The 21,132-nt window shown below is 70.7% G+C and carries 21 protein-coding genes, 1 other RNA gene and 1 pseudogene; 10 read left to right on the top strand and 13 right to left on the bottom strand.

The genetic code is table 11. From position 1 onward, the window contains the following. Nucleotides 1-6: 6 nt before the first annotated feature. The 4 genes from G407_RS0106315 to G407_RS0106300 are packed head-to-tail and all read right to left on the bottom strand — an operon-like array spanning nucleotide 7 to nucleotide 3,365. Nucleotides 7-1,383, bottom strand: coding sequence for an ATP-binding protein (locus G407_RS0106315; protein ID WP_029030133.1), 1,377 nt, complete (start codon nucleotides 1,381-1,383; stop codon nucleotides 7-9). A 14-nt stretch (nucleotides 1,384-1,397) separates the two neighbouring features. Then, on the bottom strand, nucleotides 1,398-2,060 hold the full coding sequence (locus tag G407_RS0106310) for a response regulator transcription factor (protein ID WP_029030132.1): 663 nt from the start codon (nucleotides 2,058-2,060) through the stop codon (nucleotides 1,398-1,400). Nucleotides 2,061-2,072: 12 nt separating this feature from the next. After that, nucleotides 2,073-2,384: a PepSY domain-containing protein gene (locus G407_RS0106305; protein ID WP_029030131.1), complete on the bottom strand. Its 312-nt coding sequence runs from the start codon at nucleotides 2,382-2,384 to the stop codon at nucleotides 2,073-2,075. A 51-nt stretch (nucleotides 2,385-2,435) separates the two neighbouring features. Next, a complete protein-coding gene (locus G407_RS0106300) occupies nucleotides 2,436-3,365 on the bottom strand; it encodes a glycine--tRNA ligase subunit alpha (RefSeq protein WP_029030130.1) in 930 nt (309 codons plus the stop codon). Nucleotides 3,366-3,591: 226 nt separating this feature from the next. On the opposite strand from G407_RS0106300, the gene G407_RS31590 reads away from it, so the two are divergent. Beyond that, nucleotides 3,592-4,584 carry an ACT domain-containing protein gene (locus G407_RS31590; RefSeq protein WP_156917486.1) on the top strand — a complete coding sequence of 331 codons (993 nt, stop codon included), beginning with the start codon at nucleotides 3,592-3,594 and terminating at the stop codon, nucleotides 4,582-4,584. Nucleotides 4,585-4,593: 9 nt separating this feature from the next. After that, the gene (locus tag G407_RS31585; RefSeq protein WP_156917485.1) at nucleotides 4,594-5,253 is read left to right on the top strand and encodes a hypothetical protein; all 660 of its coding nucleotides are present in this window, start codon (nucleotides 4,594-4,596) and stop codon (nucleotides 5,251-5,253) included. Nucleotides 5,254-5,286: 33 nt separating this feature from the next. On the opposite strand, the pseudogene G407_RS31580 reads toward G407_RS31585, so the two are convergent. Together G407_RS31580 and G407_RS0106290 are read right to left on the bottom strand one after the other, a co-directional pair. After that, nucleotides 5,287-5,397: pseudogene (locus G407_RS31580) on the bottom strand (glycine--tRNA ligase subunit alpha); the annotation flags it as partial. Between the two features lie 73 nt (nucleotides 5,398-5,470). Next, nucleotides 5,471-6,979 (bottom strand): ferredoxin reductase family protein, encoded by a 1,509-nt coding sequence (locus G407_RS0106290; RefSeq protein WP_245259026.1) that lies wholly within the window; start codon nucleotides 6,977-6,979, stop codon nucleotides 5,471-5,473. Nucleotides 6,980-7,116: 137 nt separating this feature from the next. Here G407_RS0106290 and G407_RS0106285 point away from each other — a divergent pair, with 137 nt between their 5' ends. Continuing rightward, entirely contained in the window at nucleotides 7,117-8,229 is a 1,113-nt protein-coding gene (locus G407_RS0106285; protein ID WP_084327347.1) for a polyheme membrane-associated cytochrome C, read from the top strand. A 7-nt stretch (nucleotides 8,230-8,236) separates the two neighbouring features. On the opposite strand, the gene G407_RS0106280 is transcribed toward G407_RS0106285, so the two are convergent. Then, nucleotides 8,237-9,454 carry a glycosyltransferase family 4 protein gene (locus tag G407_RS0106280; protein WP_029030127.1) on the bottom strand — a complete coding sequence of 406 codons (1,218 nt, stop codon included), beginning with the start codon at nucleotides 9,452-9,454 and terminating at the stop codon, nucleotides 8,237-8,239. Nucleotides 9,455-9,626: 172 nt separating this feature from the next. Between G407_RS0106280 and G407_RS0106275 the strand changes: the two genes are divergently transcribed. Then, nucleotides 9,627-10,397: an alpha/beta hydrolase gene (locus tag G407_RS0106275; protein ID WP_029030126.1), complete on the top strand. Its 771-nt coding sequence runs from the start codon at nucleotides 9,627-9,629 to the stop codon at nucleotides 10,395-10,397. Nucleotides 10,398-10,622: 225 nt separating this feature from the next. Here the strand turns inward: G407_RS0106275 and G407_RS0106270 are convergent, their stop codons facing one another. From G407_RS0106270 to pgsA, 4 genes are read right to left on the bottom strand one after another with little or no spacing between them, the layout of a single operon-like run. Further along, the gene (locus G407_RS0106270) at nucleotides 10,623-11,111 is read right to left on the bottom strand and encodes a GNAT family N-acetyltransferase (protein ID WP_029030125.1); all 489 of its coding nucleotides are present in this window, start codon (nucleotides 11,109-11,111) and stop codon (nucleotides 10,623-10,625) included. 29 nt (nucleotides 11,112-11,140) lie between these two features. Further along, nucleotides 11,141-11,647: a molybdenum cofactor biosynthesis protein MoaE gene (locus tag G407_RS0106265; protein ID WP_052341017.1), complete on the bottom strand. Its 507-nt coding sequence runs from the start codon at nucleotides 11,645-11,647 to the stop codon at nucleotides 11,141-11,143. A gap of 4 nt (nucleotides 11,648-11,651) precedes the next feature. Next, nucleotides 11,652-11,903 (bottom strand): molybdopterin converting factor subunit 1, encoded by a 252-nt coding sequence (gene moaD, locus G407_RS0106260; protein ID WP_029030123.1) that lies wholly within the window; start codon nucleotides 11,901-11,903, stop codon nucleotides 11,652-11,654. Nucleotides 11,904-11,939: 36 nt separating this feature from the next. Then, a complete protein-coding gene (pgsA, locus tag G407_RS0106255) occupies nucleotides 11,940-12,515 on the bottom strand; it encodes a CDP-diacylglycerol--glycerol-3-phosphate 3-phosphatidyltransferase (RefSeq protein ID WP_029030122.1) in 576 nt (191 codons plus the stop codon). Between the two features lie 136 nt (nucleotides 12,516-12,651). On the opposite strand from pgsA, the gene G407_RS0106250 reads away from it, so the two are divergent. From G407_RS0106250 to bchJ, 4 genes are all read left to right on the top strand, one after another. After that, entirely contained in the window at nucleotides 12,652-15,609 is a 2,958-nt protein-coding gene (locus G407_RS0106250) for a bifunctional [glutamine synthetase] adenylyltransferase/[glutamine synthetase]-adenylyl-L-tyrosine phosphorylase (protein ID WP_029030121.1), read from the top strand. Nucleotides 15,610-15,842: 233 nt separating this feature from the next. Beyond that, nucleotides 15,843-16,697, top strand: coding sequence for a DUF2865 domain-containing protein (locus tag G407_RS30250; RefSeq protein WP_052341016.1), 855 nt, complete (start codon nucleotides 15,843-15,845; stop codon nucleotides 16,695-16,697). A 116-nt stretch (nucleotides 16,698-16,813) separates the two neighbouring features. Further along, complete coding sequence (gene bchE, locus G407_RS0106240) at nucleotides 16,814-18,514, top strand: magnesium-protoporphyrin IX monomethyl ester anaerobic oxidative cyclase (protein ID WP_029030120.1); 1,701 nt, start codon at nucleotides 16,814-16,816, stop codon at nucleotides 18,512-18,514. A gap of 3 nt (nucleotides 18,515-18,517) precedes the next feature. After that, on the top strand, nucleotides 18,518-19,150 hold the full coding sequence (gene bchJ, locus G407_RS0106235; RefSeq protein ID WP_052341015.1) for a bacteriochlorophyll 4-vinyl reductase: 633 nt from the start codon (nucleotides 18,518-18,520) through the stop codon (nucleotides 19,148-19,150). On the opposite strand, the gene G407_RS31575 is transcribed toward bchJ, so the two are convergent. Continuing rightward, nucleotides 19,140-19,316, bottom strand: a complete 177-nt coding sequence (locus tag G407_RS31575; RefSeq protein WP_156917484.1) for a hypothetical protein — start codon at nucleotides 19,314-19,316, stop codon at nucleotides 19,140-19,142. The two genes, bchJ and G407_RS31575, sit on opposite strands and share 11 nt — an antisense overlap. Before the next feature lie 90 nt (nucleotides 19,317-19,406). Continuing rightward, nucleotides 19,407-19,803: RNase P RNA component class A (rnpB, locus tag G407_RS30260), an RNA gene on the bottom strand. Between the two features lie 171 nt (nucleotides 19,804-19,974). Here rnpB and G407_RS0106225 point away from each other — a divergent pair. Then, nucleotides 19,975-20,250 (top strand): YMGG-like glycine zipper-containing protein, encoded by a 276-nt coding sequence (locus tag G407_RS0106225; protein ID WP_029030118.1) that lies wholly within the window; start codon nucleotides 19,975-19,977, stop codon nucleotides 20,248-20,250. Nucleotides 20,251-20,344: 94 nt separating this feature from the next. Beyond that, complete coding sequence (locus tag G407_RS0106220) at nucleotides 20,345-21,085, top strand: TerB family tellurite resistance protein (RefSeq protein WP_029030117.1); 741 nt, start codon at nucleotides 20,345-20,347, stop codon at nucleotides 21,083-21,085. The last annotated feature ends 47 nt before the right edge of the window (nucleotides 21,086-21,132 follow it).

Genomic DNA, 21,132 nt, shown 5'->3' with positions numbered 1-21,132 from the left:
GGTGGTTCAACCTACGTCGCCAGGCAGATCCAGGGTCGCGGAAAGCCCGCCCATCGCGCTCTCTCCGAGGGTGAGCGAGCCGCGATAGAGCGCAGCGAGATCGGCGACGATCGAGAGGCCGAGCCCCGAGCCGGGGACGCTCTCGTCGAGCCGCTTGCCGCGCTCCACCATCTCCGCGCGCCGATCCGCCGGGACCCCCGGCCCGTCGTCCTCGACGATCAGCAGGAGGCGCGGGCGCTCCACATCGCCCGACGCCTCGGCGCGGAGCACGACGCGGCTCCTCGCCCACTTCGCCGCGTTGTCGAGGAGGTTGCCGAGCATCTCCTCGAGATCCTGCTTCTCGCCCCGGAAGCGCGCCTCCTCCGGCGCTTCCAGCGCGAGGTCGAGGCGCTTGCCGGCGTGGATCTTGGCGAAGGCGCGCATCAGCGAGGCGGCCACCGGCGCGACCGGTGTCACCGTGCCGAGCGTGCCGACCTGGGCCGCCGCGCGGGCGCGGTCGAGGTAGTAGCCGATCTGCCGGCGCATGGTCTCGGCCTCGGATTCGACCACATCGGCGAGCGGCCCCCCGCCGGTACGGGCCTCGTTGACGAGGACCGAGAGCGGCGTCTTCAGGGCGTGCGCGAGGTTGCCGACCTGCGTGCGGGCGCGCTCCAGGATGTCGCGGTTGGAGCCGATGAGCAGGTTGATCTCGCCGGCGAGCGGGGCGATGTCGTGCGGGTAGTCGCCCGACACGGTCTCCGCCTCGCCGCGGCGGATCGCGACCACGGCGGCGCGCAGGCGCGCGAGGGGGCGAAGCCCGAAGCGGATCTGGAGCAGCGTCGAGAGCCCGAGCAGCAGCCCCAGCGCCGCGAAGGTGGCGGCGAGCGCGAGCGCGAAGCGCCGCACGTCGGCGGCGATCTCGTCCGCGGGCGCCGCGACGAGCACGGTGAAGCGCGCCCCCTCCCCCGCCGCCAGCGTGCGCTCGACGGCGCGCAGCGACCGCCCGTCCGGCCCGGCGACGTAGCCCGTGCGCACCGTGCCGAGCTCCGCCTGCGGCCCGTCGAGCCAGGGCAGCGTGGCGCCAACCAGCGAGCGCGAGGTATCGATCTCGCGCAGGGAGGCGCCGGGCGCGCCCACCTGCCAATAGAAGCCGGAGAAGGGCAGCTCGAACAGCGGATCGCCGGCGACGAGCGCCTCGCGCCCGGTCGCCACCTGCGATCCGAGCGTCGTGGCGTGGACGAGCAGCCGGCCGTCGAAGCCGCGCTCGGTCGCGTCGCGGTAGAGCGCCACGAGCACGGCGCCGGCGCCGACCAGGATGACCCCGCTCCAGAACAGGGCCGAGACCGCGAGGCGGACCGCGATCGAGCGGTTGGCGAGCGGGCGTTCGGGAAGGCGCAGGCGCATCGCGATCTCGCGCCTCAGGCGCCCTCCTCGACCACGTAGCCCAGCCCGCGCATGGTCTTGATCACGTCGACGCCGAGCTTCTTGCGCAGGCGCCCGACGAAGACCTCGATCGTGTTCGAGTCCCGGTCGAAGTCCTGGTCGTAGAGATGCTCCGTCAGCTCCGCGCGCGAGACGATCCGGCCCTTGTGGTGGATCATGTAGGCGAGGAGCCGGTACTCGTGGCTCGTGAGCTTGACGGGCATGTCGTCGACGAGCACCCGGCCCGCGCGGGTGTCGAGCGTCACGCGCCCGCAGACGATCTCGGACGTCGCGTGCCCGGCGGCGCGGCGCACGAGGGCGCGCACGCGCGCCAGCAGCTCCTCCACGTGGAAGGGCTTCGTCACGTAGTCGTCCGCGCCGGCGTCGAAGGCCTGGACCTTCTCGCTCCAGCGGTCGCGGGCGGTGAGGATCAGCACCGGCATGACCTTGCCCTCCCGCCGCCAGGCGGAGAGGACGGAGACGCCGTCGGTCTTGGGCAAGCCGAGGTCGAGGATGACGCAGTCGTAGGGCTCGGTCTCGCCGAGGAACTGGCCCTCCTCGCCGTCGAAGGCCTTGTCGACGACGTAGCCGGCGTCGGTCAGCGCGGCGACGATCTGGCGGTTGAGGGAGGCATCGTCCTCCACGACGAGCACGCGCATGAGCCGACCTCCTCAGTTCACCGAGACGACGCCGCCGGAGCCGGCGTCCACGATCACCGTCACGAAGCGCCCGTCGCCGCCGAGCGCCGCGATGCGGTAGACGAGCCCGCCGCCGCCGGGGCAGAGATCGACCTGCGTGACCTGTGCGCCGGGCACCGCGCCCTCCGCCGCCCGCACCGCCGACACCGCCGGCACCACCCGCCCCGCCGCCACCGCCTCCCGGGTTTCCCCGGGCGACAGGCAGGCCTGCGCCGAGGCCGGCGCGGGGGCGGCGGCGAGGCCGAGGACGAGGGCGACGAGGGGAAGGGCGAGACGGGTGCGCATGACGGCATCATAGCTAGCCGGGCCGCGCTGAACAGGCCGTGAATGCGGCGTTCAGGCCGCCGCCGCCCCGCCGGCCTCCGTCCTGAGCCACGCCGCACCGCAGGCCTTGGCCAGCTCGCGGACCCGCAGGATGTAGCTCTGGCGCTCCGTCACCGAGATGACGCCGCGGGCGTCGAGCAGGTTGAAGGCGTGGGAGGCCTTGATGCACTGGTCGTAGGCCGGCAGCACCATCAGGTGCCGCTCGCCGGCCTCGCCGGCCTCGAGGTATTTCCGGCAGGCCGCCTCGGCGTCCTTGAACTGGCGAAACAGCATCTCGACGTCGGCGTGCTCGAAATTGTGCCGCGAGAATTCCTTCTCCGCCTGGAGGAAGACGTCGCCGTAGGTGACCTTCTCGGCGCCCTCGCGGCCGTTGAAGTTCAGATCGTAGACGTTCTCGACGCCCTGGACGTACATGGCGATGCGCTCGAGCCCGTAGGTGAGCTCACCCGAGACCGGCGCGCACTCGATGCCGCAGGCCTGCTGGAAGTAGGTGAACTGGCTCACCTCCATGCCGTCGCACCAGCACTCCCAGCCGAGCCCCCAGGCGCCCAGCGTCGGGCTCTCCCAGTCGTCCTCGACGAAGCGCACGTCGTGGAGCGTCGGGTCCAGCCCGATGGCGGCCAACGAGCCGAGGTAGAGGTCCTGGATCTCGGGCGGGCTCGGCTTCAGGATGACCTGGAATTGGTAGTAGTGCTGGAGCCGGTTCGGGTTCTCGCCGTAGCGCCCGTCCTTCGGCCGGCGCGAGGGCTGGACATAGGCCGCCCGCCAGGGCTTCGGCCCGAGCGACCGCAGCGTCGTCGCCGGATGGAACGTCCCCGCCCCCACCTCGAGATCGTAGGGCTGGAGGACGACGCAGCCCTGCTCGGCCCAGAAGCGCTGCAGCGTCAGGATCAGGCCCTGGAACGAGCGTCTCGGGTCCATGTGGGCGGCGGTGGCGGTCATGACGGCCTCTCGAGCGGCTTTCGCGCCGAGTGGGATGGAGAGGCCGGGCAGCGAAGTCAAGCCGGCGCCGAAACCGCCAGCGACAGGCAGCCTTATGGGAGCGCATGGGCACGCACTCTCAAGGAGGCATCGAGGATCATTCGCGGCACACTTGTCAAGCGTGAACAAATCTAGATAATGGCTCACTGGCAGTCTGCGATTTCCTTCTCGCGAAAGGGCACAGAAATTGATCGTCCAGGGGACATTGAAGCGCGAGCGCCTAGGAGGAGAAATAATCCTTCCCGCGACGTTGACGTCGATCCTTGGGCTTGAGCAGCAATCGTTTGTCTATGTCACGGCGACATCAATCAATAATAGCAACGACGTGACTATACTCCTATCGAATTTCGACCCAAATCACTGGGGCGACATCTGGCGCCTTGAGTTCGATGTTCATGACCGGATTGGTATCCTCTCAGAATTATTTGGTATCCTGGCAGATTATAGGATACAACTTTTATCTTGCGAAGCTTCGCCCAGCGATGTCGAGGGCTATCACACCATCTCAGCTTTTTTTAACTTCCACTATTATTTGGACTCATTGTCACAATCCTCTCGCGATCGAATCGATAAGAGAGCAGTCGCGAGCAGCGATTTCGAGGCGGAGATAATTGTGAGCTTTCTAGACGATATGTTTTTCCGCGATGATAACTTGCCTCGATTGCGCGTCCGCCGGGTAGAAGAGTACCGGCGGCTATTCAAGCAGATATTAGAGCAATCCCTACCGCTGCCTTCACGGGTTCGATTGATCAATGGAAATCTTTCCCTAGCAGGCCTTCAGTGTCTTGATCAAAATTTCTATACAAATATCAAGATGCGGGATTTTTTCATTTTGCCTGTTGTTGATACCAAAGACCGTATAATGCGGATTCATCTGCATGGAGAAGATCGGGATCTTTATGAAAGGATTTTTGTCATTAGGAACGACGCCAGTGCTATGCAAGAGATCTTTTCTATTATCCAGGACAATGGTTGGACATGTGACTTAATTCGAATAGATCGGGGATCGTTTGGAACTTCGATTAACGACGCTGATGCAGCCAGCGACAAGTACTTGTCGATGAGGATAGTAATCCGCAGTCCTGGCCGTCGGAGTCAGCAAATAGTGAACCTCGAGCAAGAGCTTTACGGCAGTCCAAAGCTTCTAGCGGCTGGACTAAAAATTTCAAAGCCCATCTAGGAGGCAGAGATGGAAGGAGAACGCAAGCGGCATTCATTGAATAGAAGGATGCGAGAAAAGGCGCAAGACCTGATTGATGCTGCCTATAAGGCTAAGCGGGTTGGTGACTTGAAGGAGAAGCAACGTTGCGATTTGAAGAGGCGGGTACTATACGATGCGATGGTGCGACGCAAAGAACCCGAGATCATTGGTATGCCAAGCGTCTTTATCTCATTTTCTCAGAGTGGTTTCAATTACTTCAAGCGCGCTGAGGCCCTTTGTAAGAATCGTGGATTTGAAGTAAAGACCGGATTCGACAATCAGAGGAACAGAACCGTCCTAAAGTCGGTAAAGGCCAGCATTAGGACGTCAACGCTGTTTCTTGGCATTATGACGCCATGCCGCGACAGCAACAAACCTGTCGACCTTCAGAGACAAGTACCATCCGTGTGGCTACCGGAAGAGAAGGGCATGGCCCTGATTCTCGAAAAGCCCTTCAGACTCCTGGTACATGAGGATGTGCACCCTGATTTTTGGAAACAAACAACGCCTGAACAATTACACACTATTTTCGCCGACGGCGAATTCGAGGACAAATTGCAGGAGGCAATCGGAGCGCTTGAACAACGTTATCAGGAACTTTTAGAGATCGAACTACAGAACATCGCAAAACGCTTTATAGATGAATAGCACCTATATTTCAATAGTGTTCCCCGCCTAGAAGTCGTAAGGCTGGACCACCACGCAGCCCCGCTCGGCCCAGAAGCGCTGCAGCGTCAGGATCAGGCCCTGGAACGAGCGTCGCGGGTCCGTGTGGGCGGCGGTGGCGGTCATGACGGCCTCTCGAGCGGCTTTCGCGCCGAGTGGGATGGAGAGGCCGGGCGGGGAAGTCGAGCGGGCGCGCGCCTCACGCCACGAGCGCGAACAGCCCCGCGAGCGCCACGAGCCCAGCGCCCACCGCGGCGATGACGAGCGCGTGCCGCCGGTCCTGGCGCGAGGCCGCCCCCGAGCCGTAGTCGAAGCGCTCGTAGACGACGTTGCGCATCGGCATGCCGATGTCGAGCAGCGTGTCGGACACGCCCGTCACCATCGGCCCGGGCCCGCACATGAAGGCGACGGTGCGCTGCGGGTCGAGGCCCCGCAGGAGTTCCTCGAGCCGCTCCCGGTCGAGCCGGCCGATGTGCCCGCCCCAGCCCGCGCCGCCGGCCTCGCTGACGAGCACGATCTCGAGGTCGAGCACGGACGCCGCGGCGCGGATCTCGTCGAGGCAGGCGAAGTTCTCCGGCCGCCCGGCGGCATAGGCGACGCGGATCGGGCGCGGGTCGCGCCGGGCCGCGAGGTCGCGCAGGAGCCCCATGATCGGCCCGATGCCGGCGCCGCCGGCGATCAGCACCACCGCGTCGCACGGGTGCGCGTCGAGCATGAAGACGCCGTAGGGCCCGTCGATGCCGATCGGCGTGCCGGGCGCGAGCGCGCCGACCCGGCTCGTGAAGTCGCCCGCCTCCTTGACGAGGAGGCTCAACCCCGGGCGCAGGGGGCTGTCGGCGATCGAGAACGGATGGTCGAGGAGGGGGAAGCGGCGGGCGCCCTCCGTCATCCAGACGAACTGGCCGGCGCGGTAGGTCCAGGGCGGGTTGCCGGGGCCCGGCTGGATGTCGAGCTCCCACATCCGGTCGGCGCGTCGCGTCACCGACGCGAGCCGCCAGGGGTGCCGGTGGAGCTTCGCCCAGCGCCAGCCGTAGAGCACGGCGACGACGGCGATCGCGCCGAGCGCCACCGCCCACCAGAACAGGTTGACCGGCCCCGCGACGCTGAAGCGTCCTGCGGTGATCGCGTGGTGCAGCCCGCCGCCGACGGCGACGAGGGCGAGCACGAGATGGCTGCCGCGCCAGGTCTCGTAGCGCCAGGGCAGCCGCTCGCGCAGCGCCCCGCCGACGACGAGGAGCGCGAGGGCGGCGAGCGCCACGACACCGCTGCGATAATGCGGTGCCGTCAGGTAGGCAACGAGCCGCTCGCGCCCCAGCGCGGGGTCGGCGAGCCAGGTCGGCAGCACGTAGAGCAACGGGTGCGCGAGGAGCGCGATGAGGATCCACCAGGCGATCAGCTTGTGGAAGGCCATGATCCGGTCGATGCCGAGGCGCCCCGACACCGTGTCGAACCGCCCCGAGGTGACGAGCTGGACCGTCATCGCCGCGAGCGCCACGAGGCCGAGCGCACCCGCGACCTTCTCCCAGCCCGCGAGCGGGGCCGAATCGCCGAGCGTCGCGAGCGCGAGCGCCGGCGCGGTGCCGCAGAAGGCGAGGTAGAGCGCGGCCAGCGCGGGGCCGGGCAGGCGCCACGCGTGGGCCGATCCGCCGGCGGGCGCTCCCTCGGCGGTCCTGTCGGCCATGCTCGTGGCGGCGTCTTGCGTGTTCATCGCGCTCTCGGCTGGTGGAAGATCGGGGACAGTCCACCTTGCTGGCTTGCCAAGGTCAAGGCGCCGTCGCACCCTGTCGCAGGATCGGTGCGGTGTTTTCGGCTCGGTCTTTTCGGCGGCGACGAGGGAGGGGTGCCATGCGGCCGGTCGGCTCGGGGAACGGATCGCTCGTCGTGCTCGCCGTCCTGGCGCTGCTGCTCGCCCCGTGGCAGGCGCAGGCACAGGAGAACGCGGGGGCGGGCGAGCTCGACGCGCTCGCGACCATCGTCGAGCGCTGGCTCGCCTCCCCGCACGGGGACTACCATTCGCAGTCCTTCACCTACTGGAACGCCGAGGGCGAGGTGCCGGTGGCCTGCGCCGCCTGCCACTCCCAGCCCGGCTTCGTGGACTTCCTGGGCGCCGACGGCAGCGCGCCCGGCGCGGTCGACGCCCCGGCCGCGATCAACGCGCCGATCGGCTGCGCCTCGTGCCACACCCAGGCCGCGCACGCGCTCGACGCCGTGACCTTCCCCTCCGGCGTCGTGGTCGACGCGCTCGAGGCGTCCGCCACCTGCACGGTCTGCCACCAGGGCCGCCAGTCCGGGGACGCTGTCGCCGCCGCCACCGCGGGGCTCGACGCGGACACGGTTTCCGCCGATCTGCGCTTCCTCAACATCCACTACGGCGTCGCGGCGGCGACCATGCACGGCTCGGACGTGCGCGGCGGCTTCCAGTATCCCGGCTTCTCCTACGCGCAGACCTTCGAGCACGTGCCGAGCGCCGCCACCTGCGTCGCCTGCCACCAGCCGCACACCACGCAGGTAGAGACCCAATCCTGCTTCGCCTGCCACCAGGGGGTGGACGACATCCGGGCGATCCGCATGCGTCACGCGGACTTCGACGGGAACGGCGATCGCTCGGGGGGCATCCTCTCGGAGATCCAGGGTCTCCACGCCATGCTCTACGAGGCGATCCGCACCTACGCCGCGGACGTGGCCGGCGCGCCGATCGTCTACGCGAACAGCTTCCCCTATTTCTTCGCCGATGCCGACGGCGACGGCACGATCGCGCCGGAGGAGGCGATCCCGCCCAACCGCTACGCCAGCTGGACGCCGCGGCTGCTGGCGGCGGCCTACAACTACCAGACAGTCAAGAAGGACCCCGGCGGCTGGGTGCACAACCCGGCCTACCAGATCCAGCTCCTGCACGACAGCCTCGTCAGCCTGTCCGACAGCGTGCCGGTGGACACCGCCGGCCTGCGGCGGCCGTGACGCGCCCTCAGCCGCTGCGGCGCGCCAGCAGCGTCGCGTAGACGTCGAGCGTGTCCGCCACCATGCGGTCGAGCGAGAAGTGCCGCTCGACATGGAGCCGCGCGCGCAGCGCCATCGCCTCGCGCGCGCTGGCGCCCAGCGTGAGCGCCTCGGCGATCGCGTCCGCGAGCGCCTCCGCGTCCCCGGCTGCCACGCGCCAGCCGGTGCGCTGGGCCGGCTCGACCTGCGGCGGGGCGAGGACGGTCTCGGGCACTGCCCCGAGATCGGAGACCACGACCGGCGTGCCCATCGCCTGCGCCTCCACTGCGGAGCGGCCGAAGGCCTCGGGCTCCGTCGAGGGCACCGTCACCACGGAGGCGCCGAGGAAGGCGGCCGGCATGTCCGTGCAATGGCCCACCCGCCGCACCAGGTCCGCGACGCCGCGGGCGGCGACGAGCCCGTCGAGCTCGCGCACGTAGCCCTCGCGTCCCTGCGGATCGCCGGCGAGCACGAACACGACGTCCGACAGCCCCCAGCTCTTCAGCCGCGCCGCCGCCTCGATCAGCACCGCCTGTCCCTTCCAGCCGGTCAGACGGGCCGCGAGGAGGACGACCCGCTGGTGCGGCGCGACCCCCCATTCCGCCCGCAGCGCCTCGATTCGCTCGGGCGCGACGGCGGAGGGGGCGTAGGCGGAGAGGTCGGTGCCGCGGTGGATCACCCGCAGCCGCGGCTCGGCCTCCAGGTAGAGGCCCGCGATCAGCCCCGCGGTGTAGTGCGAGTTGGCGATGACGATGTCGCCGCGCGCCATGATGCGGTTGTAGCGGTGCTTGAGGCCGGTGCGGCTCTGGTAGGAGCCGTGATAGGTCGTCACGAAGGGGAGCGACAGCGCCCGCGCCGCGCCGAGCGCCGACCACGCCGGCGCCCGCGAGCGGGCGTGGATGAGCGAGACGCCCTCGTCGAGGGACAGGCGCGCGAGCCGGCGCACGTTGCGCAGCATCGAGAGCGGGTTCTTGGTCGCCGCCGGGAACGGCACCCAGATGCCGCCCTTGGCCTGGAGCTCGCCGACGAGCCGCCCGCCCTCGGTCGCGACGAGGGCGCGCGCGCCGACCGCCGCGAGGCCGGCCGCGACGTCGACCGCCGTGCGCTCCGCGCCGCCGGCCTCGAGCTCGGGAATGATCTGAAGGATCGTGCGCCCGGCGAGCTGATGGGCGGCCGGGTCGAGGGCGTGGTCGCGAGCCGCGCTCATGCGGCGCCTCGCGCGCCGTGCGCCCCGCGTGCTAAGGCACGGGTCGGAGGCTGGCACGGCCGTGGCGAACGCGGGGACATGGGGCGGGCCTCGAGGATGGCGCGGCGCGGCTGCGGCCTGCGCGCGGTCAGACGCAGTAACGCATCGAACAGCGTTGAGGTTTGGTAAAATCATGGCGGAAATGATCGAGATCGGCACCGGCTCGGCCGCCCGGCGCATCGCGGTGGAGGCGCGCGCGGCGACGATCCGCCCGCAGGACCCGCCGGTCGTCTGGCTCGGCGGCTTCCGCTCGGACATGCGCGGCGGCAAGGCCGAGCGGCTGGACGCGTTCTGCGCGCGCACCGGCCGCGCCTGCGTGCGCTTCGACTACACGGGCCACGGCGAATCGGGCGGGCGCTTCGAGGACGGCACGATCTCCGCCTGGCTCGAGGACGCGCTGGCCGTGATCGACCGATTCACGGAGCGCCCGCCGGTGCTGGTGGGCTCCTCCATGGGCGGCTGGATCGCGCTCCTCGTCGCCCGCGCGCTCGCCGGGACGCCGAAGGCGCCCGCCGGCATGGTGCTGATCGCGCCGGCGGCGGACTTCACCGAGCGCCTGATGTGGGCGCACTTCCCGCAAGGGGTGCGCGACACGATCCTGCGCGAGGGCGTCTTCCACGCCCCCTCCGAGTACGGCGAGCCGACGCCGATCACCCGGGCGCTGATCGAGGACGGGCGCCGGCATCTCCTGATGGACGGCCCGATCGTGACCGGCTGCCCCGTGCACATCCTCCAGGGCATGAAGGACCCCGACGTCCCCTGGCGCCACGCCGTCGAGACGATGGAGGCGATGGCCTCCGATTCGGTGACGATGACGCTGATCAAGGACGGCGACCACCGCCTGTCGCGGGAGGAGGACCTGGATCGGCTGGAAGCCGCGGTGGCGCGGATGCTGGAGGGGTGATCCTGCCGCTCCGGGTCGGTCTGCGGATGTCGCCGAGATCGATGTCGAGATCGATGTCGAGATCGATGCCACGCTCGACCGGCTCCTCCCCGCAGGGGAGGACGACGGCCGAAGGCCGGAGGGTGGGGCGGGCGGCGATACGGCCCGCTCGCACGGTCGACCGGCCCCACCGCCCGCGCCGAGGCGCGGACTCCTCCCCTCCGGGGAGGAAGCGGGGTCGCGCCGTCACAGCCGGCGATACATGACCAGCGCATCCACGTCCCCGAGCGTCGGATGCGCGAAGGCGCCCGGCAGGCGGCCGACGGTCTCGAAGCCGAGGCTCTCCCACAGCCGCACGGCGCGCCCGTTCGTCGAGACGACGAAGTTGAACTGCATCGCGCGAAACCCGCGGCGGCGGGCCTCCTCGAGCGAGTGCGCCGCCATCGCCCGCGCCACGCCCCGGCCGGCCGCCTCCGGCGCGGTGACGTAGCCGCAATTGGCGACGTGCGCCCCGCCCCCGCGCTGGTTGGCGCGCAGGTAGTAGGTCCCCAGGACCTCGCCCGCCTCACCCTCGGCGACGAAGGTCGCGTGCCCCGGCGCCAGCCAGTAGGCGAGCGCGTCCGCGCGGCTCATGTCGCGGTCGAGCGTGTAGGTCTCGCCGGCGCGGATCATCGGCTCGAGGACGCGCCAGAGCGCGTCGGCATCGGCGTCCGGGTCGGCGGGGCGGATGTGCAGGGACGTCCCGGATCGATGCGCGTCGGTCTTCACCGCACCCACCGATCCGCCGCCCGCTCGTCCTCCGCCTTCGACGACACCCAGCCGCCGGTCTCCGCCTCGCCCAGCGGGTGCTCGCGCTTCCAGAAGGGGGCCTTGGTCTTCAGCCAGTCCATCATGAAGTCGGCGGCTTCGAAGGCGGCGCGGCGGTGGGGGGAGACGGCGACGACGAGGACGATTTCCTCGCCGGGGCGGATGACGCCGTAGCGGTGGATGGCGACGAGGCCCTGCAGCGGGAAACGTCGCGCCGCCTCGCCGGCGACGCGGGCGATCTCGGCCTGGGCCATGCCGGGATAGTGCTCGAGCTCGAGCGCGGCGAGGCGCCCGCCCTCGTCGCGGCACAGGCCGGTGAAGGTCACGACCGCGCCGACGTCGGTGCGCCCGCGCACCAGCGCCGAGGCCTCGGCCGCGGCGTCGAAGGGCTCGGCCTGGATGCGCACGATCGGCACGATCGCGGGCACCGTCTCGGCGATGGTCTCGGCGATGCGCTCGTCCATGGCCTCAGCCTCCGGTCATCGGCGGGAAGAAGGCGATCTCGCCCGCCCCGGTGATGACGGCGTCGCGGTGGACGTGGAGCTGGTCCATGGCGGCGCGGATCACGGTCTCGTTCTCGAAGGCGTAGGCGTATTCCTCGCCGCGGCCCTTGAGCCAGGCGACGAGGTCGGCGATCGTCGTCACCTCCGCGGGCGGCTCGACGACCTCCTCGGTCTTGCCGACGCGCTCGCGCACCCAGGCGAAATAGAGGATCTTCACCGCCATCGACCCGCTCCCGAGCTCTCGATCTTCGTCTCAGTCCTCAACCAGATAGCGCATTCCCGCGCGCATGTAGTCCCAGCCCGTCCAGAGCGTGAGCAGCGCCGCGGCCCAGAGCAGGACGAGGCCGGTCAGCGTCGTCCACGGGAACACCGCGTCCCCCGCGGGACCCGCGACGAGGAAGCCGAGCGCCACGAGCTGGACGGTCGTCTTGTACTTCGCCACCTTGGAGACCGGCACGGAGACCTTGAGCTCGGCCAGGAACTCGCGCAGCCCCGAGACCAGGATCTCGCGCAGGAGGATGACGATCGCCGCCCAGATGTTCCAGCCCGCGATCGTCTCGTGGGCGACGAGCATCATGAGCACCGCCGCGACGAGGAGCTTGTCGGCGATCGGGTCGAGCATGCGCCCGAGCGCGGATTGCTGGTTCCAGGCGCGGGCGAGATAGCCGTCGAAGTAATCGGTGATCGCGGCGGCGACGAAGATGCCGAGCGCCCACCAGCGCGCCCAGCTCTCGTTCGGCCAGAACAGGAGCCCCACCACCGCCGGCACGGCGAGGCACCGCCCGTAGGTGAGGAGGTTCGGCAGGGAGAGCGCTGTCGATCGTTTCATGCCAGATGCCGGTCGCCTGCGGGCAGAGAGCACGCCACGCGGGGAGACGTCAATCCACCGCCGCGCGCCCGAGACGTGCATGACACGCGGGCGCGACACGCTATTGTCGGCGCCCCGGAGGACGCACACGACCGCCATGACCGACACCACCGCCCTCGTCGCCCGCCTTTCCGACGCCTGCCCGACCTGCTCGGCGAAGATCGCGAAGACGCGCCTCGCCGAGCTCGTCGAGGCCGCGCGCGCCGACGCGGCGACGGCGCCGCTCGTCCCGCATCTCGAGAGCGGGCCGCTGCGCAATCTCGTCGGCCTGATCTTCGAGCACTCCCCGTTCCTCACGCGCCTCGCCTCGCGGCCGGAGCGCCTCGCCCGGCTCGCCCTCGCATCGCCCGAGGAGAGCCACGCGCGCATCGTCGCCGAGCAGCGCGGCCGCTTCCGCGCCGTCGCCGCCGGCGAGGCGCGGCGGGAGGACGTCGCGAAGGCGCTCCGGCGGGCGCGCGCCGAGCACGCGCTCCTCGTGGCGCTGGCCGACATCGGCGGCGTCTGGGACGTCGACCGCGTCGTGGCCGCGCTCTCGGACTTCGCCGACGCCTCCGTCGCGGGCGCCGCGGACACGCTCCTCGTCGAGGCGGCGGCCGCCGGCAAGCTGACCCTGCCCGAGCCCGACGATCCCGGCCGCGGCACGGGCGCCGTGATCCTCGCGCTGGGCAAGCACGGCGGGGGCGAGCTGAACTACTCGAGCGACATCGACCTCGTCGTCTTCTTCGATCCCGCCTGCCCGGCGATGAAGGACCCGATGGAGGCGCCGCCCTTCTACGCGCGCTTCGCCCAGAACCTCGCCAAGATGCTGCAGGAGCGCACCGGCGAGGGCTACGTCCACCGGGTCGACTACCGCCTGCGCCCGGACCCCGGCTCGACGCCGGTCGCGGTGGCGCTGCCGTCGGCCTATTCCTACTACGAGAGCGTCGGCCAGAACTGGGAGCGCGCGGCGCTGATCAAGGCGCGGCCGGTCGCCGGCGACGTCGCGCTCGGCGCGCGCTTCCTGGAGGAGCTCTCGCCCTTCATCTGGCGCAAGTACTTCGACTTCGCGGCGATCGCGGACGTGCACGCCATGAAGCGCCAGATCCACGCCGTGCGCGGGCACGCGGAGATCGCGGTGGCGGGGCACGACATCAAGCTCGGGCGCGGCGGCATCCGCGAGATCGAGTTCTTCGTCCAGACACAGCAGCTCGTCTTCGGCGGGCGCCGGCCCTCGCTGCGCGGGCGGCGGACGCTGGAGATGCTCGCCGAGCTCGAGGCCGAGGGCTGGATCACGCCGCAGGCCCGCGACGAGCTCGCCGCCGCCTACCGCTTCCTGCGCGGCATCGAGCATCGCCTGCAGATGGTCGCCGACGAGCAGACCCAGCGCCTGCCGGCCGACGACGCGACGCTGAAGGGCTTCGCCCGCTTCTGCGGCTACAAGAGCGCCAAGGCCTTCGGCACGGCGCTCACGGACGTCGCGCGCACGGTGCAGAAGCACTACGCGCTGCTGTTCGAGGAGGGGCCCGAGCTCGCCTCCGAGGCCGGAAGCCTCGTCTTCACCGGCGCCGAGGTCGATCCGGAGACGCTCGGCACCCTGCGCAAGATGGGCTTCCGCGACCCGGAGAAGGCGGCGGAGACGGTGCGCGGCTGGCATTTCGGGCGACGCGCCGCCATCACCAGCGCCCGCGCCCGCGAGGTGCTCACCGAGCTGACGCCGGCGCTGCTCGCGGCGCTCGGCGGCACGGCGGATCCCGACGGCGCGCTCGAGCGGCTCGACGCCGTGTTCGGCCGCATGAAGGCCGCCGTCGAGCTGATGACGATCCTGCTCAACCACGATCGCCTGCTGACGCTCTTCGCGGACCTGCTCGGCACCGCGCCGCGCCTCGCCGACACGGTGGCGCGCAGCCCCCACGTGCTCGACGCGATCATCGATCCCGCCTTCGGCGATCCGATCGTCGACGAGGGCGAGATGCTCGTCCAGATGCGCGACGCGCTCGGCCGGCCCGCCTCCTACGAGGACTTCCTCGACCGCACCCGCGACGTCACCCGCCAGGCGACCTTCGTCACCGGCGCGCGCATGCTGTCGGGCGTGTTCGCGCCCGAGCGCGCGGGGCAGGCCTACGCGGCCATCGCGCAGGCGGTGGTGCAGACCTCCTACGAGGCGGTGGAGCGGGAGTTCGTCGCCGATTACGGCCGCGTGCCCGGCGGGCGCATCGCCATCCTCGGGCTCGGGCGGCTCGGCACGCGGGAGATGACCGCGACGTCCGACCTCGATCTCGTCGTGCTCTACGACTACGACCACGAGAACCGCGAGAGCGACGGCCGCAAGGCGGTCGACGCCACCGTCTACTACACCCGCCTGACCCAGCGGCTCGTCTCGGCGCTGACCGCGCCGACCCGGCGCGGAGCGCTCTACGAGGTCGACCTGCGGCTGCGCCCGTCCGGCCGCTCCGGGCCGGTGGCGACGCAGTTCCGCGGCTTTCTCGCATACCAGCGCCAGGACGCGGAGCTGTGGGAGCACATGGCGCTGACCCGCGCTCGCGTGGTGGCGGGCGACGGCGGCCTCGCCGCGGACGCGACCCGCGCCATCGCCGAGGTGGTGGGCCTGCCGCGCGACCCGGCGAGCGTCGCCCGCGAGGTGCTCGCCATGCGCCGGCTGATCGCGCGCGAGAAGGGCGAGGGTGACGCCTGGGACATGAAGCTCGCCGCCGGCGGGCTGACCGACCTCGACTTCCTCGCTCAGGCCTTCGTGCTGGCGCACGCGCACGAGCGCCCCGGCCTCGTCGGCCTGTCGCCGGGCCTCGCCCTGGCGGATGCCGGCGAGGCGGGCTTCCTGACCGGGGACGAGGCGGACGTCCTCGTCGCCGCGCAGGCGCTGCTGACCCGGGTCTTCCACTGGCAGCGCCTCACCGTCGAGGGCCGCTTCGACCCCAAGAGCGCCCCGCCGGCGATCCTGCGCCGGCTGGCGGCGGAAGCCGGCGTGCCCGACCCCGCCCGCCTCTCCGCGGAGCTCGGGGAGACACGCAAGCGCGTGCGGGCGATCTTCGAGCGGACGCTCGAGCGGATGGCGGGATGAGCGGCGCGGCGGCGTGACCGGGTAAGCTTCTGCGGCGGTGCCCTCCCCGGCACGAAGGACATCGGCGCGCCGACGCGATGATTCGCGGCGGCGTCCCGCAGTCCTGGCGCGGACGTCTGCCGCGGAACTCCGATCCTCCTGCGGACTTGCCAGGGTCAATTCTACATCGACCCACCGGGGTACCAGCCGTGACCAAACCCGAGTCTGGCCGACGCGCCGGCGATACGCCGCGCGTGAACGGCTCCGTGCGATTCGCCGCCCGCCTGCTCGGCGTGGCGCTTCTCGCCGCCGGCCTCGCGCCGGCGCTCGCGCCGAGCGCCGTCGAGGCGACCGGCGCGCTCGACTTCTTCCGCGCCGACGCGAGGCAGCCGGCGCCGCAGCGCGTGAACGCGCCCCCTCCCCCGCGCGACCTCTTCGCGCGCCGCCATCGCGTCCTGCCCTCGGCGCAGGAGCCGCGGCCGGCGCAGGCCGACGCCGCACCGGCGTCTCACCGCCCGGCGCGGGTCACCGCGGGCGACGCCGGCCGGACCGTGTGCGTGCGCATGTGCGACGGCTATTCCTTCCCCGTCGGCGATCTCGCGTCCCAGCGGGACCTGCCGCTGCACGACCTCGCCTGCAACGCCGGCTGCCCCGGGGCGCCGACGAAGCTCTTCGTGCTCGCCCCCGGCGAGGACGACATCGCGAGCGCGCGGGCGGCGGACGGCATGCGCTATGCCGACGTGCCGATGGCGGGCGCCTACCGCACCTCGACGGACGACACCTGCTCGTGCCAGGGCCCGAACCGGCGCGTCGCCGAGCGGCTCGACATCCGGCTCGACATGACGCTCAGGCAGGGCGACATCATCGTCACCAACGAGGGTCCCCTGGTCTTCCGCGGCCGCGACGGCCGCCCGACGGGACTCGCGGACTTCCGCCCCTTCCGCGAGGCGCAGATGACGGCGAGCCTGCGCGAGAAGGCCGACGAGACGCTCGGCATCAGCGCGCGCGAGGCGGTGGAGGACGCCTTTGCCCGCGAGAACCGGCTGCGGCGCGACATGGCGGAGCTGGAGACGGCGGAGCTGGAGACGGCGGGGCTCGAGACGCCGTGATGCTGCGGGCGCGCCGCGTGCCCCGTCGGTGCGATTGCGGAGCCTTGATCTAGATCACGTTGCCTGACGCTTTGATGTGTCAGCTTTTCCTGACAAGACCGTCGGGAGGCTCCCCCATGCGCATCATGCTGATCCACCCCAACTACCATTCCGGGGGCGCCGAGATCGCCGGGAACTGGCCGCCCGCCTGGGTGGCCTACCTGGCGGGATCGCTGAAGAACGCGGGCTTCACCGACGTCGTCTTCGTCGACGCGATGACGAACCACCTCACGGACGAGCAGATCCGCGCCGAGATCGAGAAGGCGAAGCCCGACATGGTCGGGACCACGGCGATCACGCCCTCGATCTACAAGGCCGAGCGGGTGCTGGAGATCGCCAAGCAGGTGGACCCGGAGATCGTCACCGTCATCGGGGGCGTGCACGCGACGTTCATGTACAAGCAGGTCCTCTCCGAGGCACCCTGGATCGACGTGGTGGTGCGCGGCGAAGGCGAGGAGATCATCGTCGACCTGTGCACGGCGGTGCTGAACGGCCGCTGGCCGCAGGACCGCAACTCCATCCGCGGGCTGGCTTTCCGCGAGGGGGACACGATCGTCGCGAGCCCGGCGGCCCCCACTGTCAAGAACCTCGACGCGATCTCGCCGGACTGGTCACTGCTCGAGTGGGAGAAGTACATCTACATCCCGCTCGGCGTGCGCGTGGCGATCCCCAACATGGCGCGCGGCTGCCCCTTCACCTGCACCTTCTGCAGCCAGTGGAAGTTCTGGCGCGACTACCGGGTGCGCGACCCGAAGGCCGTCGTCGACGAGATCGAGGGCCTGGTGCGCGACCACGACGTGGGCTTCTTCATCCTCGCCGACGAGGAGCCGACGATCAACAAGAAGAAGTTCATGGCCTTCTGCCAGGAGCTGATCGACCGCGGGCTGCCGGACAAGATCAAGTGGGGCATCAATACCCGCGTCACCGACATCCTGCGCGACGTCGACGACCTGAAGTTCTATCGCGAGGCCGGCCTCGTCCACGTCTCGCTCGGCACCGAGGCGGCCGCGCAGATGAAGCTCGACCGCTTCAACAAGGAGACGACGATCGAGGACAACAAGCGCGCGATCCGCGCACTGCGCGACGCCGACATCTTCGTGGAGGCGCAGTTCATCGTCGGGCTGGAGAACGAGACCGCCGAGACGCTGGAGGAGACCTACCAGATGGCGCGGGACTGGGACCCGGACCTCGCCAACTGGTCGATGTACACGCCGTGGCCCTATACGCCGCTGTTCCAGGACCTCGGCGACAAGGTCGAGATCTACGATTTCGACAAGTACAACTTCGTCACGCCGATCATCAAGCCCGACGCCATGGAGCGCGGCGAGCTGCTCGACCGGGTGATGAACAACTACCGGCGCTTCTACATCAAGAAGGCGCTGTTCGACTATCCCTGGAAGGGCAAGGGCTTTCGGCGCCGCTACCTGCTCGGCTGCCTCAAGGCCTTCCTCAAGGCCGGCTTCGCGCGGACCTTCTACGACCTCGGCAAGGTCAACTACTGGGGGCCGCAGTCGAAGGGCAAGGTCGACTTCCACTTCGACGAGACCCGCAAGATCGCTCCGGCGCAGGCGGACGAGTGGCAGGCGGCGGCGGACCGCGCCAAGGCGCATCGCCAGGCCAAGCAGAGCGCGGCGCTGCGCGAGCGCGCGGCGGTGGCGAAGGCGGCGCGCGCCGACGTCCGCGAGACGCAGCCCGGCACTCTTCCGGAGGCGGCGGGCGGCGAGGGTCCGGTGATGGCCTGCGGCGGCGGCAAGCAGCAGATGGCCGAGGACGCCTGAGCCATGGCCGCCCCCCTCGCCGCACTTCCCGCCGCCGACGTGTCGCGCGCGCCGGCGCCGGCGCGGATCGGGCCCAACGCCATCATCCAGATGCGCGAGGTGCTGCTCGAGGCGCTCGGTCGCCGCGAGGCCGGGCGCATCCTCGTGCAGGCCGGGCTCGAGCGCTACGTCTTCGCACCGCCCGACGCGATGGTCGACGAGCGCGAGGTCGCCGCGCTCCACGCCGTGCTGCGCGCCGCCGTCGGCGAGACGCTGGCGGCCGAGCTCGGCTTCGAGGCGGGGCTGCGCACGGGGCGCTACCTGCTCGCGCACCGCATCCCGGCGCCGGCACGCCTCGTCCTGCGTCTCCTTCCGCCGCCGCTCGCGAGCCGGCTGCTCCTGAAGGCGGTCGCGCGCCACGCCTGGACCTTCGCCGGCTCCGGCGCCTTCGCGGTGCTCGCCACCGCGCCCGCGCGGGTGCGGATCGGCGGCTGCCCGCTCGTGGCGGGCACGCGGCTCGCCCTGCCGGGATGCGCCTTCTACGCCGGCACGTTCGAGGCGCTGTACCGGGCCCTCGTCCATCCACGTGCCCACTGCCGCCAGACGGCGTGCGAGGGCCGCGGCGACGCCGCCTGCCTGTTCGAGATCAGCTGGTAGGCGGCGTGCCGCCTCCCCCGCCCCCGCCCCCGCCCCCGCGCCGCGCCGCCTCGCGGTCGCGCCGGATCTCCCGGCGCACCGAGACGAGCTGCCAGACGCCGAAGGCGATGGGCAGCAGGAGCCACAGCCCCGCCTTGCCCAGGGTGAAGATCTCGGCCGCGTTCATCCGAGCGCCCTCCTTCGCCGCGGTCTACGCGCGGCGCGGCACAGCCGACGTGCGACACGACGACCGCGACGGCGAGGCTTCGAGGATCATTGCGTCAGCCGGCCTGTAAGCCGGGTTCTGTCCACGCGGGTCACCCCGCGATGGGCGGCCATTCATCTGGGATGGCCGTTGCCGGCCACCTCGTGCAACCAACCCGGACGACGAGGCCGGAGACGGCCCTGGGGCGCGGGTGCGCCCCGTGTCGTCCCTATTCGGTCTTGCTCCCGGTGGGGTTTGCCGTGCCGGGCGCCGTTGCCGGGCCCGCGGTGCGCTCTTACCGCACCCTTTCACCCTGACCGCGGTGAGGGCCGAGGCCCGCCGCGGCGGTCTGCTTTCTGTGGCACTTTCCCTGGGGTCGCCCCCGCCGGACGTTATCCGGCACCGTGTCTCCATGGAGCCCGGACTTTCCTCCCCGCGCGACGCGCGGAGCGGCCGCCCGGCCGACTGACGCGGTTCTCATGTGGGCGCGGCGCCCCTCCCGCGTCAAGCGTCGTCGCGACCCGCAGGCCACGCGCGCGCACGATCCGCCAGGGTCGCTGGAACGGACTCGCTTCCTCTGCGTTCTGGGTTCGATTTCGCGCGCCCGGGCGTCCCGGGCCCCGAGGGAGGAGACCCACTCATGAAACGCTTCGCAACGCTTCTCGCAGCCGGTACCCTGGCCTTCTCCGTCGCCGCCTGCACGACCCCGGGCGAGCGCGCGGTCGGCGGCGCCCTGATCGGCGGCGCGTCCGGTGCGGCCATCGGCGCCGCGGTCGATGGCGGCGAGGGCGCCCTCATCGGCGGCGCGCTCGGTGCCGGAGCGGGCGCGATCATCGGCGCCGGCACGGCGCCCGCGGCCACCGGCTGCCCGCGCGGCTACTATCTCGCGAGCGACGGCTACTGCTATCCTTCCTGAGGACGGCCGTCCTACGCAGTTGCACGCGAAGGCCCGGGAACCCTCCCGGGCCTTCCTCTTTTGCGGTAGCGTCACGGGCGATTCGGGAAGGCCGGTGGCGATGAGCGTGTGGGGAAAGCTCGGCGGGTTCGGGGTCGGCTTCCTGATCGGCGGGCCGCTCGGCGCGCTGATCGGGGCCGTGATCGGCCACGTGCTCGTCGATCGCGAGGGCGCGTTGTTCCGCGAGGGTGCGCTGTTCGGCCCGACGCCGAAGGACGTCGTCTTCACCACGGGCCTCGTGGCGCTCGCCGCGAAGATGGCCAAGGCCGACGGGGTGGTGATGCGCTCGGAGCGCGACGCCTTCCGCCGCATCGTCGAGGTCGACGAGGCGGATCGCGCCCGCGTGGAGGCGCTGTTCGACCTCGCGAGCCGCACGCCGGACGGCTACGATTCCTATGCGCGCCAGATGCGCGAGCTCCTCGCCGACGAGCCGGCGCTGCTCGAGGACGTGCTCGACGGTCTCTTCCTGATCGCCGCCGCCGACGGCGCCGTCCACGAGCGCGAGTTCGCCTTCCTGGGTGAGGTCGCCCGCATCTTCGGCTTCGACGCCGCCCGGTTCGAGCGCGTCGCAGCCCGCCATCTCGCCCTGAAGGACGACCCCTACGCCGTGCTGGGCGCGACCCGCGAGATGGACGACGCCGCGCTCAAGGCGCAGTGGCGCCAGCTCGTCGCCGAGATCCACCCCGACCGCGCCGTCGCCCGTGGCCTGCCCCCCGAAGCCATCGCCATCGCGACCCGCCGCCTCGCCGCGGTCAACGCGGCATGGGATCGGATCGCGCGGGAGCGGGGGCTGTGACGGAGCCCCGTGGGCCGCGAGATCCCCACGATCGTGACGGAGCCCTT

The organism is Salinarimonas rosea DSM 21201 (assembly GCF_000429045.1).
Classification (GTDB): domain Bacteria; phylum Pseudomonadota; class Alphaproteobacteria; order Rhizobiales; family Beijerinckiaceae; genus Salinarimonas; species Salinarimonas rosea.
Note: the sequence above shows the minus strand (reverse complement) of the source record. Positions and strands in the feature narration are given on the sequence as shown.

What these genes read in the sequence shown, in the direction of transcription:
- G407_RS0106315 (WP_029030133.1), bottom strand. Translation starts at nt 1,383, where the DNA reads ATGCGCCTGCGCCTTCCCGAACGCCCGCTCGCCAACCGCTCGATCGCG.
- G407_RS0106310 (WP_029030132.1), bottom strand. Translation starts at nt 2,060, where the DNA reads ATGCGCGTGCTCGTCGTGGAGGACGATGCCTCCCTCAACCGCCAGATC.
- G407_RS0106305 (WP_029030131.1), bottom strand. Translation starts at nt 2,384, where the DNA reads ATGCGCACCCGTCTCGCCCTTCCCCTCGTCGCCCTCGTCCTCGGCCTC.
- G407_RS0106300 (WP_029030130.1), bottom strand. Translation starts at nt 3,365, where the DNA reads ATGACCGCCACCGCCGCCCACATGGACCCGAGACGCTCGTTCCAGGGC.
- G407_RS31585 (WP_156917485.1), top strand. Translation starts at nt 4,594, where the DNA reads ATGGAAGGAGAACGCAAGCGGCATTCATTGAATAGAAGGATGCGAGAA.
- G407_RS0106290 (WP_245259026.1), bottom strand. Translation starts at nt 6,979, where the DNA reads ATGAACACGCAAGACGCCGCCACGAGCATGGCCGACAGGACCGCCGAG.
- G407_RS0106285 (WP_084327347.1), top strand. Translation starts at nt 7,117, where the DNA reads ATGCGGCCGGTCGGCTCGGGGAACGGATCGCTCGTCGTGCTCGCCGTC.
- G407_RS0106280 (WP_029030127.1), bottom strand. Translation starts at nt 9,454, where the DNA reads ATGAGCGCGGCTCGCGACCACGCCCTCGACCCGGCCGCCCATCAGCTC.
- G407_RS0106275 (WP_029030126.1), top strand. Translation starts at nt 9,627, where the DNA reads ATGGCGGAAATGATCGAGATCGGCACCGGCTCGGCCGCCCGGCGCATC.
- G407_RS0106265 (WP_052341017.1), bottom strand. Translation starts at nt 11,647, where the DNA reads ATGGACGAGCGCATCGCCGAGACCATCGCCGAGACGGTGCCCGCGATC.
- pgsA (WP_029030122.1), bottom strand. Translation starts at nt 12,515, where the DNA reads ATGAAACGATCGACAGCGCTCTCCCTGCCGAACCTCCTCACCTACGGG.
- G407_RS0106250 (WP_029030121.1), top strand. Translation starts at nt 12,652, where the DNA reads ATGACCGACACCACCGCCCTCGTCGCCCGCCTTTCCGACGCCTGCCCG.
- bchE (WP_029030120.1), top strand. Translation starts at nt 16,814, where the DNA reads ATGCGCATCATGCTGATCCACCCCAACTACCATTCCGGGGGCGCCGAG.
- bchJ (WP_052341015.1), top strand. Translation starts at nt 18,518, where the DNA reads ATGGCCGCCCCCCTCGCCGCACTTCCCGCCGCCGACGTGTCGCGCGCG.
- G407_RS31575 (WP_156917484.1), bottom strand. Translation starts at nt 19,316, where the DNA reads ATGAACGCGGCCGAGATCTTCACCCTGGGCAAGGCGGGGCTGTGGCTC.
- G407_RS0106225 (WP_029030118.1), top strand. Translation starts at nt 19,975, where the DNA reads ATGAAACGCTTCGCAACGCTTCTCGCAGCCGGTACCCTGGCCTTCTCC.